This window comes from Cognaticolwellia mytili (assembly GCF_002104475.1).
Taxonomy (GTDB): domain Bacteria; phylum Pseudomonadota; class Gammaproteobacteria; order Enterobacterales; family Alteromonadaceae; genus Cognaticolwellia; species Cognaticolwellia mytili.
The window spans coordinates 273,896-286,142 of sequence record NZ_NBOF01000003.1; the positions used below are offsets into that span (position 1 = coordinate 273,896).

14 protein-coding genes and 1 riboswitch are annotated in these 12,247 nt (G+C 38.5%); of the genes, 5 read left to right on the forward strand and 9 right to left on the reverse strand.

From position 1 onward, the window contains the following. Positions 1-143: 143 nt before the first annotated feature. Positions 144-1,259 (reverse strand): DUF3083 family protein, encoded by a 1,116-nt coding sequence (locus B7C41_RS10775; RefSeq protein WP_085298931.1) that lies wholly within the window; start codon positions 1,257-1,259, stop codon positions 144-146. A gap of 164 nt (positions 1,260-1,423) precedes the next feature. On the opposite strand from B7C41_RS10775, the gene B7C41_RS10780 reads away from it, so the two are divergent. Together B7C41_RS10780 and rmf are read left to right on the forward strand one after the other, a co-directional pair. Further along, positions 1,424-1,645, forward strand: coding sequence for a DUF3820 family protein (locus B7C41_RS10780; RefSeq protein ID WP_085299452.1), 222 nt, complete (start codon positions 1,424-1,426; stop codon positions 1,643-1,645). A 282-nt stretch (positions 1,646-1,927) separates the two neighbouring features. After that, positions 1,928-2,101 (forward strand): ribosome modulation factor, encoded by a 174-nt coding sequence (gene rmf / locus B7C41_RS10785; RefSeq protein ID WP_085298932.1) that lies wholly within the window; start codon positions 1,928-1,930, stop codon positions 2,099-2,101. 119 nt (positions 2,102-2,220) lie between these two features. On the opposite strand, the gene B7C41_RS10790 is transcribed toward rmf, so the two are convergent. From B7C41_RS10790 to moaA, 7 genes are all read right to left on the reverse strand, one after another. Further along, positions 2,221-2,970 (reverse strand): HesA/MoeB/ThiF family protein, encoded by a 750-nt coding sequence (locus B7C41_RS10790; protein ID WP_085298933.1) that lies wholly within the window; start codon positions 2,968-2,970, stop codon positions 2,221-2,223. Next, entirely contained in the window at positions 2,963-4,111 is a 1,149-nt protein-coding gene (modC, locus tag B7C41_RS10795) for a molybdenum ABC transporter ATP-binding protein (protein WP_085298934.1), read from the reverse strand. Before modC ends, B7C41_RS10790 begins: the two co-directional genes overlap by 8 nt. Beyond that, complete coding sequence (modB, locus tag B7C41_RS10800; RefSeq protein ID WP_085299453.1) at positions 4,108-4,764, reverse strand: molybdate ABC transporter permease subunit; 657 nt, start codon at positions 4,762-4,764, stop codon at positions 4,108-4,110. Before modB ends, modC begins: the two co-directional genes overlap by 4 nt. Positions 4,765-4,813: 49 nt before the next feature. Further along, positions 4,814-5,635, reverse strand: a complete 822-nt coding sequence (gene modA, locus B7C41_RS10805; protein WP_085298935.1) for a molybdate ABC transporter substrate-binding protein — start codon at positions 5,633-5,635, stop codon at positions 4,814-4,816. A 23-nt stretch (positions 5,636-5,658) separates the two neighbouring features. Further along, on the reverse strand, positions 5,659-6,180 hold the full coding sequence (moaB, locus tag B7C41_RS10810) for a molybdenum cofactor biosynthesis protein B (RefSeq protein WP_085298936.1): 522 nt from the start codon (positions 6,178-6,180) through the stop codon (positions 5,659-5,661). Continuing rightward, entirely contained in the window at positions 6,173-6,805 is a 633-nt protein-coding gene (locus tag B7C41_RS10815) for a molybdenum cofactor guanylyltransferase (protein WP_085298937.1), read from the reverse strand. The genes moaB and B7C41_RS10815 overlap by 8 nt, the downstream gene beginning before the upstream one ends. Then, positions 6,805-7,776, reverse strand: coding sequence for a GTP 3',8-cyclase MoaA (gene moaA / locus B7C41_RS10820; RefSeq protein WP_085298938.1), 972 nt, complete (start codon positions 7,774-7,776; stop codon positions 6,805-6,807). The genes B7C41_RS10815 and moaA overlap by 1 nt, the downstream gene beginning before the upstream one ends. Further along, a riboswitch (molybdenum cofactor riboswitch) is annotated at positions 7,763-7,918 on the reverse strand. (Overlaps the previous gene by 14 nt.) A 158-nt stretch (positions 7,919-8,076) precedes the next feature. Between moaA and moeA the strand changes: the two genes are divergently transcribed. The 3 genes from moeA (at position 8,077) to dbpA (ending at position 11,601) form a co-directional block, all read left to right on the forward strand. After that, a complete protein-coding gene (gene moeA / locus B7C41_RS10825) occupies positions 8,077-9,312 on the forward strand; it encodes a molybdopterin molybdotransferase MoeA (RefSeq protein ID WP_085298939.1) in 1,236 nt (411 codons plus the stop codon). A 32-nt stretch (positions 9,313-9,344) separates the two neighbouring features. Beyond that, on the forward strand, positions 9,345-10,073 hold the full coding sequence (locus tag B7C41_RS10830; RefSeq protein WP_085298940.1) for an alpha/beta fold hydrolase: 729 nt from the start codon (positions 9,345-9,347) through the stop codon (positions 10,071-10,073). Positions 10,074-10,215: 142 nt separating this feature from the next. Continuing rightward, on the forward strand, positions 10,216-11,601 hold the full coding sequence (gene dbpA / locus B7C41_RS10835; protein WP_085298941.1) for an ATP-dependent RNA helicase DbpA: 1,386 nt from the start codon (positions 10,216-10,218) through the stop codon (positions 11,599-11,601). 106 nt (positions 11,602-11,707) lie between these two features. Here dbpA and B7C41_RS10840 read toward each other — a convergent pair whose 3' ends face one another. Beyond that, positions 11,708-12,055, reverse strand: a complete 348-nt coding sequence (locus B7C41_RS10840; RefSeq protein ID WP_085298942.1) for a DUF3718 domain-containing protein — start codon at positions 12,053-12,055, stop codon at positions 11,708-11,710. Between the last annotated feature and the right edge of the window lie 192 nt (positions 12,056-12,247).

The following is a 12,247-nucleotide window of genomic DNA, read 5'->3' on the forward strand; positions in this document are numbered from 1 at the left end:
TGGAAAATAATGTAATTTATATATATAACGTATGTTGAAGAGTGATAAGTAGAGGAGAATACCTCTATTGGTTGAGTTGAAAACAGCACTCAGGAGACTATTTATTAGCTGTCCTGAGTGCTGTTGTCATCTATTTTTCTATATTAATGATTTGCAGGGAAGTTATAAGCAATATGCTGGTGGAAGCGTAAGGTTAATTCATCTTTATCGGTCGGGATTTCTAATTCAGCTGCTAGTAAACGCATTGCTTGTTCAATTTGATTAACAAATTTAGCATAGCTTTGCTCTTCGCCATTTTGATTGTTGGCTACAAATATTAACTGAACATTATCAACAAGTTCATCAGCTTTCCACTTGCTAATAATACCGCATGGACTTTGTTTCGGGTTATAGCCTAGCATTTGTAACTCTCCGATTTTAGATACTATCTCATGCAAACTATGTCGAACAATTGGTACTAAACCATTCGCGATTAAAGCGCCATTATTTAAATTAAATTGCTTAGCGATTAGGGAAAAAGCATCAGTTAAATAAGTATATAGTGGGTTAAAAGGATCGCTTGAGCTGGCATCAATGTCGACTAGTTGTGAAATACGATGATTTACGGTTAAATTTATCACCGCATAGGTAATTGAAGATAAATCAGTGGGCAATGCAACATCCTGGGTTGCATAACGCTGAATTATTGGCCTGAATTTATGAGCTTGACTACTATTGCAACCTTTATTCTTAGCGAAAATATCGTAAGTAAGATGTTGATGATCACGTATCCGAATATTATCTAGCGGTAACTTTATTTGTTGTGCAAAGTCTTTTAACAGACTCTTTATTCGTTGATGGAAATTCGCCGCGCCAGATCGAATATCAGTACCGGAAGCTAAAAATACTAAGGTTATTTTTTTCGCTCTAATACTGCCATCAAAAAATGAATTTTGAAGGACATGTTGCAACGGATCATAGTAAAAAATAATTTGCTGGTTCGTTTGCCATTGATGCATTTCTTGGCTGAATCGAACACGAACGAGCTTGTCATTGGCAACGAGTAAGCTATTAGTAATTGTATAGTCATTACTGAGCGTAAAAAGTAAATTTGCTAAACTTTGGTAGAAGTTATAGTAACTGTCGTGACTTACCTGTGAAGATACTTGTGAAAGTAGTTGATCTGATAGGGTAAATTCAGCCAAAATATATTGATTGTCGCGAGCGTTTACTGGGACATAAGCTTTTTGACCGGCGTTACGTTTTCTAACTATCGACATAAAAATTCCCTGAATAAAGTATGGGTATCACCCTGATACCGGCTAAGTTGTGGGGAATTATAAGCACCGCTTGTGACAATTTTATGTCAATAGTTGTATTGGTCAACCTGCTAATAGATCCAAACTTAATATGGTGGAATTTTAATGAACCTGATGAAAAATCTATGTCGATAGCAAGTAATGCAGATTTACTTGCTGCAGTGAATCAAGTGATGCCTTTTGGCAAGTACAATGGCAGAAAGTTATTGCAACTACCAGAGCCTTACTTAGTTTGGTTTCATTCCAAAGGATTTCCAGAAGGAAAGTTAGGGCAACAATTAGCACTCATTTATGAAGTGAAATTGAATGGTTTGGAAGAAATGTTGCAACCGCTATTAAGAAATTAATATCATGTTTTTTCAAATTAAATTGTTATTGCAGTTAAATTTTTAAGATCTGTTTGTTCTATCTTTTTTTGATAACGATTTGTTTTGTAATGGTTAGTTTTTAGAGCGTATTATTCAATAATTAATTTGCTATAAAGAACTCATATTTTTTGTATATTATGCCCTTTCGTTTGCTTGCTTTCAGGAAAATACTGTCCTTAAATTAATTGTCGACTGAAGTTAAGTGTTGGCCGCAAGATAGAATGTTATTAATAATTATCAAGTGATTAAGAGGTCAAGTTCATGAGAAGGCAGAAAAGAGATAAACTAGGAAGAGCATTTTCAAACGGTTACCAAGCAGGGCTTTCAGGTAGAGCAAAGGATCATTGTCCATATCAAAACACCAATGCAAAATCTGAGTGGTTAGGAGGCTGGCGCGAAGCAGCAACTGATCGAAGTATGGGCTTATTTAAATAACATTGAAATAGAATCATAAACAGCTAATTAATCCATGAAAAGGCCCGCAAAATTGAGGGCCTTTTTTATCGTTAAATAACCGAGAATAATTATAACCGAAACATTAACTTATTCGTTTGTTAATCATTACCGCAGGCTGGGCAATGTTGTTGTTTCTTTATCGATAATTGTTGCCATGAATTGTTAAAACCATCAAAAATACTTAATTGATTTGTTGCGACTTTATTACCTGTTAAAAACTTCATTGCCTGCAAAGCCTGTAAACCGCCAACAATTGCCAGAACAGGACCTAATATGCCTAATGTTTGACAATTGTTTTCTGGCGCGTTTTTATTAATCGGAAATAAACATTGATAACAGGCGCTATCTGCAATGTTTGGCTCGACAAACATATATTGGCCATCAAAGCCTGTGGCAGCGCCAATAACCAGCGGCTTTTTATGTTCTAAGCATTTCTGGTTGATTAAATAGCGAGTGGTGATATTGTCTGTGCAATCAAGCACTACATCGACTAGTGGAAAATAATAGTCAGCAAGTTCTTCATCTAGCATTTCATCAAGTACTTCAATATTAGTTTCGCTATTTTGCTGATTAAGTATCTCTGCGGCGATATCGGCTTTGCCTTGAGAAACTTGCGCATCATTAAACAGCACTTGTCGAGGTAAGTTGCTGACGTCAATCGTATCGCCGTCAACTAAATAAAGTGTCCCAATTCCAGCAGCGTTGAGATATAAGCTTGCTGGGTTTCCTAAGCCTCCAAGGCCAACGATAATCACTTTGGCGTTCTTTAAAGCTTGCTGCCCATCTTCGCCAATGCTTTTTAACATGGTTTGACGACTAAAACGTAATTGTTCTTGTGGGCTAAGCATGATTGGTTGGCTCCGTTAAATGAAAGCTATGCACAGCATTGGCTTTAAATTGAATATAAACTGGCAGATCTATGGCTAATTCCATACGGGTTGCTGACCATAAACTAATTTGGGCATAAAATTTTTGTTGTGAACATTGCACAATAATAATTGCACTAGTTGCTCCTTGGTTTATTTCACTAATGTTGCCAGCAAGCTGATTAACGATTGAACTATGCTCTGGTTTAGTGGTGCTAATACTGATATCGCGGGCATAAATAATACAAGGTAATAGCTGGCCTATATCTGATTGCTTAGAATCGTGCTCTAGTAAAGGCAAATAAACACTATTACTGGTATCGGCAAAGGATAATCGCGTTAAGCCAAAATCAGCTAAATGTTCAGCAATACTTAACGATAAACTGGTTTTCACGGCAATATCATCGATATTATTTAAGCGATGAATTGCTTGATGAGTTGGTGCAATATAGTCAATTTTTCCTGATGACATGATAATCAATTGCTTAGCAATAAATTGCAGCTCACTGATGCTGTGGCTGATATACAGCATCGGAATATTAAGTTGTTGCTGAATTTTTTTTACAATCTGTAGCATATGCGCTTTTGTTTTTTTATCTAAAGCGCTAAACGGCTCGTCGAGCAGTAAAAGTCTCGGCTCAGCTAATAACGCTCTAGCCAGTGATACCCGTTGTTTTTCACCGCCTGATAAGGATGTTACATCTTGGTATTTAAGCTCTGCTAGTTGAGTAAGCTCTAGCACTTGCTCTATCGAAAGCTTACCTTGTGGTGTGCGTTTTACTGCATAGGCCAAATTTTCATAAACATTAAGGTGCGGAAAGAGTCGGTTGTCTTGAAATATTAAGCCAATTTCTCTGTTCTCGGGTTTGATAAAAGTATTACTAACGTTATCTTGCAGCACTCTATTTTCAATTGATACTTTCCCGTTAGCGCATTTTTCTAGTCCGGCAATGATGCGCAAAAGCGTCGATTTTCCTGAGCCAGATTGACCAAATATACCGACAATACCAGAAAGCTCAATGCTATGATTAATCGCCAAATTGAAATGCTCAAATGCGATGTCAATCGACACACCTAATATTGGAGTTTTAACTGCGGCTGTCGAAACTAAATTTTCCGTCATGATTTAAGTACTTTTTTTGCGACTGATCTACGGTTGAACTTGCCACCGAGTAAGTAAACGGAAGATAATAAAATCAATGAAGAAACTAACAATCCCGCAGATAAAACATGGGCATTACTATAGTTGAATGCTTCAACATGGTCGAACAGAGCGATGGACAATACACGAGTTTCCCCTGGGATATTGCCGCCTATCATCAGCACTACACCAAACTCGCCAACAGTATGGGCGAAGCCTAAGGCTGCTGCGGTAATGAAGCTTGCTTTGGTTAGCGGAAAAACAATGCTAAAGAATCGGTCTAGCGGCCCAGCGCCCAACATGGCGGCAGCTTCAAGATATTGCTCTCCCAATTGTTCAAACGCTTTTTGCAAAGGTTGTACAACAAAAGGCAGAGAATAAAATACAGAGCCGATAACTATTGCACTAAAGCTAAAAGCAAGCTGGCTGCCCGTCGCGGTTTGCCATAATTGTCCCGGTAATGATTGTGGTGAAAAAGCTAATAATAAATAGAAACCTAATACGGTTGGCGGTAATACTAACGGTAGGGCAACTATTGCTTCAAAAACTACTTTGAAGCGGCTTTTCATATTGGCTAAACACCAGGCTAGTGGGGTGCCAATAACGAGTAAGATTACCGTGGTTATTGCAGCCATTTTTAATGTCGTGGTGAGGGCTAAAATATCAGCAGCAGTGTTTGTCACCTTACAGAGCGCCTTGACTATTGATATTTTTGCCAGGCAAATAGCCTAACTTTTTTAGCTTTGCTTGTGTTATTTCTTGCAATAAAAAATCACTTATTTGCTGAGCGTGTTTTAGCTGTTTACTATTTTTAAGTATTACCAATTGCTGGGCAATAGGCTGATAGTAGTGTGCAGGAATAGTAATGCCTTTTAATTGATTTATTTTGAGTTGGCTCAATGCCACTATACCAATAGGTACAGCCTGACTGCGCACTTGTTGAAAGGTTTGATTAATATTAATGCCGGTGACGACACGATTCTCTAACTTTGACCAAAGTGATAAACTTTGTAACGCCTGCTGAGCGGCTTTGCCATAAGGTGCTGTACTAGGGTTTGCAATGGCTAAGTAGCCGGAAAAATTATTGAGTTTATTCAGGTTGTTAATTTTTTCAGTTGCTGACCACAGAGCTAATTGACCGAAAGCGTAGGTTTGACGGCTATTAGGAAGGATCAATTGTTCTTGTTCTAACTTTGTCGGTCGAAGGTTGTCAGCTGCAAGAAATAGGTCAAATGGTGCTCCATGCTTTATTTGTTGATAAAGTGTGCCTGTTGCCGCGCTAATGATTTGATAATTAATTTTGCTGTTATTTGGCAAGTCTTTTAGCAAATGTTCTAATGCTGGCGCAAAATTTGCCGCTACGGCGATACGTAACGGTTTAAGTTGAGGTTCAAAATCATTGGCTTGAGCTTGTTTGGCAATGGTGTGGTGCGAATAAAAAGCCAACCACACCGTTGCCAGTAGTAATAAAGCTAGCGACAATCGCTTTTTCAACAATGTTGTCATAGTGTCGAGTGGAGCCGGCTTTGTTATTTAAAATTTAAATGCGGTACAAAATTACATGGGCGGTGACTGGCATCAAGCTGCTCAACAATCAGTTTGTCCCATGCTGTTTTACAGGCATTGGTTGAACCCGGAACTGATAAGACTACAGTACGGTTTGCCATGCCACCAAACGCACGCGATTGTATTGTTGACGTGCCAATTTCTGCTAAAGAAATGGTTCTAAATACTTCACCAAAGCCTTCAATGTCTTTGTCAAATAAAGGTAATAATGCTTCTGGCGTGTTATCTCTGGCGGTAAAGCCTGTGCCGCCTGTGGTTAATACGATTTGTACATTTTCGTCAGCAATCCATTTAGATACAATCGCACGTAATTGATAAACGTCATCTTTTGAAATTTCTTTTGCCGCTAACTTATGGCCGGCAGCTTGTAGACGTTCAACGAGTGCTTGTCCTGAGGTGTCGTTATGTTCTTCGCGCGTATCTGATACAGTTAATACGGCAATATTTAATGGTACGAATTCGTCGCCACAATGAATACTAGACATGAGTTTTCCTTTGCAAAGAGAGTAAATGTTGCGCCTGTTGCCACTGCTCAGGCGTATTGGTATTAAATAAGCTATTGCTATTTTTAGCTTGAATAACTTTATGAGGTATTTGGTTAATAAGGCTTCTCACCGAAGGACCGCTTAAACCACGTTTACTCGATGATTTATTATCAGGTTTATGCGCAATATTGTGCTGTACGAGCGACTGTTGGAAAAACTGCTCAACAAAAGCATTAACAGGCAAATAGAGTGGTAAATAATTATCGGTAAAAAAACATGCGCTTTGGCTTAACTCACCAATTTTCTTGAGTTTGGTAAGCTCATCGGCGGGCATTAAAGGGAGATCAACGGGTAAAATCAACAGTGCTTTTGGCTTAAATTGATTAATAATACTTTGAATACCGCCAAGTGGACCCATATTACTGACGATATCAGCTATGCCGTGTACATCACCACTAACAACAACTTGTGAGCTGCCAGCATCTTTTAATAGAGTTTTACTGTAACTCAGCATATCTTGTTGGTTACGTTGTAAGTGCGCTTTGTATTGTCCCATACGAGAAGATTTTCCTCCCGCTAAAACGACACCTAAACAAGATTGAAAAAGTAAATTTTCGTTACTCATTAGCCGCCCAACATGGCAAGGTTTTTAGTTGCACCGGTTAATTTTTCATGTAAAAAATGAGTCTGCTTTTTATCTGTCATCATATTGGCGATAGCATCTTTTAACGGTTGCGTGTTGTCATCTTGCAAATAATCTTTTAATGACAAACCTTGCTCAGTAAAAAGACATAAATGTAATTTGCCTAAAGAGCTAACGCGTAAGCGGTTACAACTATTACAAAAATCTTTTGAATACGGCATGATTAAGCCAATTTTTCCGGCATAGTCAGGATGATAAAATTCTTGTGCTGGTCCTGATGCTTTATCGTTAATGACTGGCAGCCAACCGTCGAGGATCAAATTTTGTTTAATACGAGAGCCTTGTACGTGCTGAGCATCAAAAAACTTTTGGTTATCGCCTGTTTGCATTAGTTCGATAAAGCGCAATGTGACGGGTGTATCTTTTAACCAAGCTAAATAACTTGCGATGTCATAACCATTATATTCACGCATTAGCACAGTATTAACTTTGATACTAGTACTGCCTTCAGCTAATGCCATATCGATACCTTTAAGGATATGCTTAAGTTTATCGTGGCCGGTAATGGCATGAAATTGTCTTGGATCTAAACTATCAATGCTGATGTTAATGGCATCAATGCCTGCATCTAGCCAACTTGGCAGGTGCTCAGGCAGTTTATAGCCATTACTGGTAATGGCAACTTTTTTGATGCCAGGCGTTTGCTTACATTGGGCAATAATATCGGGTAAGTCTTTTCGCAGCGACGGTTCGCCACCGGTGATACGAATTTTTTCCGTGCCCATATCGGCAAATGCTGAAGATAATCGCGTAATTTCCGGTAACGTTAGGAATTTTCTATCATGATCACACTGATAACCGTCAGGTAAGCAATAGTTACAACGAAAGTTACATACGTCAGTGATTGATAGACGTAAGTAATAAAACTTGCGTCCGAAGTTGTCTGTTAACATGTCACCTTTCCAATGTCGGGAGGTAAACAAGTTTCCTTGTTAACCCTGGCAAACTCAAAATAAAAATTGGTTTACGGCTATATCCGCGTGCTTGAACAAAATTGTCAAGGTTAGCGAAAATAGCTCGGCGAATTTCAATGATTTATTAATTTATATCATATAATCACAAGCATAGTATGATTATGATCAATATAACATATAAAGACCTGAATTATGTTTACTTTACTTCAAAGTAAAATAATTCATTGTAAAATTATTTTCATTACACGAAATAGAAAACTTAAATTGGAAGAATTCATTATGGTTGATTGTTGTTCTGCCCCAGGCTTAATGCCATTTGCTCAAGCGCTTGAAACAATGCTAGGTGCAATTACCCCGATTACTGATGTTGAAACAATAGCCTTAAAAGAGAGCTTAGGCAGGGTTTTGGCGGTTGATATTGCCAGCCCGATGAATGTTCCCCCGCATAATAATTCTGCAATGGATGGTTATGCTTTTGCTCAGACAAGTTTAGCAACTCAAGAGTATTTAACTCTAGCGGGTCGTTCAATGGCAGGTCAGCCCTTTGAGGGGATATGCAAAAAAGGCGAATGTATTCGCATTATGACCGGCGCAAAATTGCCGGAGGGTTGCGATACGGTTGAAATGCAAGAGAATTGTCAGGCAAATGGCGAAAGCATACGTTTCTTAGAAAAGCGTAAACAGAGCGACCATGTACGTTATGCCGGTGAAGATATTGCTAAAGGTCGTATTGTTTTTGCTAAGGGTCGTCGTTTATCGGCTATTGATATTGGCGTTTTGGCATCACTTGGTATTAATGACTTACAAGTTTTTCGTAAACTCACCGTCGCATTAATCGCAACGGGCGATGAGTTGAAAGCACTAGGCGAGCCTTTAGGAAATGGTGATATTTATGAAAGTAATAGTTATGCGCTAACGGGTATGCTGCAAAACCTCAATGTTGATATTATTGACTTTGGCGTTATTGAAGATGATGAAGAGGCGATAAGACAAGCGTTTATTGAAGCTGACAAACAAGCTGACGCGGTAATTTCCTCAGGCGGTGTTTCAGTGGGGGATGCTGATTATACTAAAATGGTACTTGAGCAATTAGGGGAAATTTCTTTTTGGAAAATTGCCATGAAACCGGGCAAGCCATTTGCTTTTGGCAAGCTACCAAATAGTTACTTTTTTGGTCTACCAGGTAATCCTGTTTCTGCCATGGTTACTGCCGATTTATTGGCTATGCCAGCGTTAATTAAACTTCAAAGTTGTCACGCAAAGCCTACAACTATGCTTAAAGCGAAAAGCTTGTCAGATTTAAGGAAATCGCCGGGACGTATGGACTTTCAACGTGGCGTACTATCACAGAACTCGGCAGGAGAACTCATTGTTGATACGACAGGAAGCCAAGGCTCTGGTATTTTAACCAGTATTGCTTTTGCAAACTGTTATATTGTTTTACCGTCTGAGCAAGGTCGAGTGAATGCTGGTGAAACGGTTGATGTTCGCTTATTTGACCGTTTCTTTTCCTAGTGTTTTTATAGGCTAATTAAGGACAATATTACTTGTCTAGAACTATTTATTTTATTCCGGGCACTATGTGTGATAAACGCCTGTGGCAGCCAACTTGGCAGTTATTAGGCGAACAGTTTTTACATCGTTGCCAGTTAACGCATTTGCCAATTCCAACCACTGGTAATATGGAAGATGTTGTTGAAGAGATGGCCCGAAAAATAGTGGCGAAAGATGCCGTGCTGGTTGGCTTTTCACTAGGCGGTTATATTGCTAGTGCTATTGCACTGAAAATTCCTGAATTGATATCGCATTTAGTGGTGGTATCTAATTTGCCAAAAAACTTGCCTGATGCGGAAGTAAAACAGCGAAAACGTACAATTACTTGGATAGCCAATAGAGGCTATTCAGGTATTCCAAATAAGCGTATTGAAGACTTGCTACACCCCAATATTAAGCAGTTTAACGCTGAGAGTTTTATCAATATTAAAGATGTGATTGTAAATATGGACAGGGATCTCGGGGTCAATGTTTTATTGCACCAACTCGAAGTCTCTATGTCTCGACCATCATTACTTGGTCGTTTGTCACATTTCAACTTACCGGTGAAATTTTTGGTTGGTGATGTCGATACTTTAGTTGATATATCGATATTGAAAGATGAGGTTAGTGGTGCGGATAATATTTCTATTACTAAAGTTGAAAATACGGGTCACATGTTACCATTAGAATCGCCAAAAACCTTAGCTTTGGAGTTAACCAAAGTCTTACTTTCACAATAAATATCCTTATATGCCCCTTAACATTTCACATATATGATAAGACTATCGCAAAAGTAAACCATTAAAATCGTTTAAAGCTGTGCGAGTGTGTTGGAAAAAGTGTAAAATACCGACAATTAAACTTTATGCTAGGATTTTAGCTTTGAGCGACAGCAAATTTTCATCACTACCTCTACAAACAGCCCTTTTAGATAACTTAGCGACGCTTGAATACCATGCAATGACTGATATTCAAGCACAAAGTTTACCAGCGATATTAGCGGGTAAGGATATTATCGCGCAGGGGAAAACTGGCTCAGGGAAAACCGCTGCTTTTGGCCTAGGTTTATTGAATAAGTTACAGGTCAAAAAATTTAGAATACAAACCTTGGTGCTTTGTCCAACCCGAGAACTAGCAGACCAAGTTGCCAAAGAAATCAGAAAGCTTGCTCGAGCCATTCATAACATTAAAGTACTCACGCTATGTGGTGGTATGCCATTTGGACCACAAGTTGGTTCACTTGAGCATGGCGCGCACATTATTGTTGGTACACCTGGACGTATTGAAGATCATTTGGGTCGCGGCACGCTATCACTCGAACATGTAGATACCTTAGTGTTAGACGAAGCAGATCGCATGTTAGAAATGGGCTTTCAAGCAGCACTAGATAGAATTATCGGAGATATCTCTGAGGAAAGGCAAACGCTATTGTTTAGTGCCACGTTCCCACAACAAATTCAAAAAATTGCCAATAAGTACCTGCAAGCACCAGAAGTGGTGAAAGTAGAATCTACTCATGCCAGCAATACTATTTCTCAACATTTTTATCATGTTGAAAATAGCGAACAAAAGTTAACGGCCATTCGCTTATTACTACTAAAACATCGACCGGTATCGAGCGTCATTTTCTGTAATACAAAAATAGAAACTCAAAAGGTAGCCGACAAATTAGCGGGCTATGGCTTTGGTGTTGTTGCCTTACATGGCGATTTAGAGCAAAGAGACAGAGATCAAACCTTAGTGCGCTTTGCCAATAAAAGTGCCTCAATTTTAGTGGCAACGGATGTTGCTGCGCGTGGCTTAGATATTGAAGCGCTTGATGCGGTATTTAATTATGATATTGCCCATGACAGTGAAGTACACATTCATCGTGTCGGACGTACAGGGCGTGCTGGTAGTACGGGTTATGCATTTTCTTTGTTTAGTGACAAAGAGCGCTACAAGGTAGGGTTACTGGAAGATTATTTAGAGCGCTCTATTGAAGGGGAAATATTACCTGATAGCGAGGTGCTGCAAAGCAAACCTTTCTTACCGAAAATGACCACGATACAAATTGATGGCGGTAAAAAGCAAAAAGTACGCCCAGGTGATATTGTTGGTGCGTTAACTGGCGAAAATGGCATTGTCTTTGAACAGTTAGGAAAAATTCAAATGGGTCCTAACTGGGCATATATTGCTGTTGATAAATCGGTAGTAAAAAAAGCATTGGCTAAGTTAGTTAATGGTAAAATTAAAGGTCGTAACTTTAGAGTGAGACAATTAACTTAGTTCGATTTGCTAATAAATAATGCAACCAACCAGGTACACGTTTTATTCATAGGAGTACCTGAGTGGTTGATTAGTCATTTTATTGGTCTTATCCTTCACCGCTTATTTATAATGTAAAATCCACATTAATTTTTTCAATCTTTGCAACATCAATAATATTGACATGTCCGCTAATGCTACGTTCTATGCGGGCCGCAGTTTTATAAGCACCATGCTTTTGCGCAAAATCAATAATATCACTCCCATTACACATTACTTTTAATGCAACAGTTTTATTTTGCAAGTTATAAGATTTGGTCGTTTTTTGGTATTTGGCAACTTTATTGGAAAGAGCTGACTTACACACATCAATAAGCGCCGACTCGATGTGTTTTTCCGTAGCGTGACTACTAAAGCTCATTGATGATAATAGTGTAAATGCTGTTGCGACTGCTAATGATGTCAATTTATTCATAATATTCTCCGCATATCTAAAGATAATTTATTTGTTGTTCATAATAATAGTTACCTAATTTTGGTGAAAAGTTGTAAAAGGGGTGTTAGTGAATGTAATAATTAACTGAAATATTATTAAATGATTTAGTTTTAATTTACTATTTTTAAAAGCTATTATTGCTTTTAAAAGAATATGACATGACATCAACTT

What these genes read in the sequence shown, in the direction of transcription:
- B7C41_RS10815 (WP_085298937.1), bottom strand. Translation starts at nt 6,805, where the DNA reads ATGAGTAACGAAAATTTACTTTTTCAATCTTGTTTAGGTGTCGTTTTA.
- modA (WP_085298935.1), bottom strand. Translation starts at nt 5,635, where the DNA reads ATGACAACATTGTTGAAAAAGCGATTGTCGCTAGCTTTATTACTACTG.
- moaA (WP_085298938.1), bottom strand. Translation starts at nt 7,776, where the DNA reads ATGTTAACAGACAACTTCGGACGCAAGTTTTATTACTTACGTCTATCA.
- modC (WP_085298934.1), bottom strand. Translation starts at nt 4,111, where the DNA reads ATGACGGAAAATTTAGTTTCGACAGCCGCAGTTAAAACTCCAATATTA.
- moeA (WP_085298939.1), top strand. Translation starts at nt 8,077, where the DNA reads ATGGTTGATTGTTGTTCTGCCCCAGGCTTAATGCCATTTGCTCAAGCG.
- B7C41_RS10790 (WP_085298933.1), bottom strand. Translation starts at nt 2,970, where the DNA reads ATGCTTAGCCCACAAGAACAATTACGTTTTAGTCGTCAAACCATGTTA.
- B7C41_RS10780 (WP_085299452.1), top strand. Translation starts at nt 1,424, where the DNA reads ATGTCGATAGCAAGTAATGCAGATTTACTTGCTGCAGTGAATCAAGTG.
- B7C41_RS10840 (WP_085298942.1), bottom strand. Translation starts at nt 12,055, where the DNA reads ATGAATAAATTGACATCATTAGCAGTCGCAACAGCATTTACACTATTA.
- B7C41_RS10775 (WP_085298931.1), bottom strand. Translation starts at nt 1,259, where the DNA reads ATGTCGATAGTTAGAAAACGTAACGCCGGTCAAAAAGCTTATGTCCCA.
- rmf (WP_085298932.1), top strand. Translation starts at nt 1,928, where the DNA reads ATGAGAAGGCAGAAAAGAGATAAACTAGGAAGAGCATTTTCAAACGGT.
- moaB (WP_085298936.1), bottom strand. Translation starts at nt 6,180, where the DNA reads ATGTCTAGTATTCATTGTGGCGACGAATTCGTACCATTAAATATTGCC.
- modB (WP_085299453.1), bottom strand. Translation starts at nt 4,764, where the DNA reads ATGGCTGCAATAACCACGGTAATCTTACTCGTTATTGGCACCCCACTA.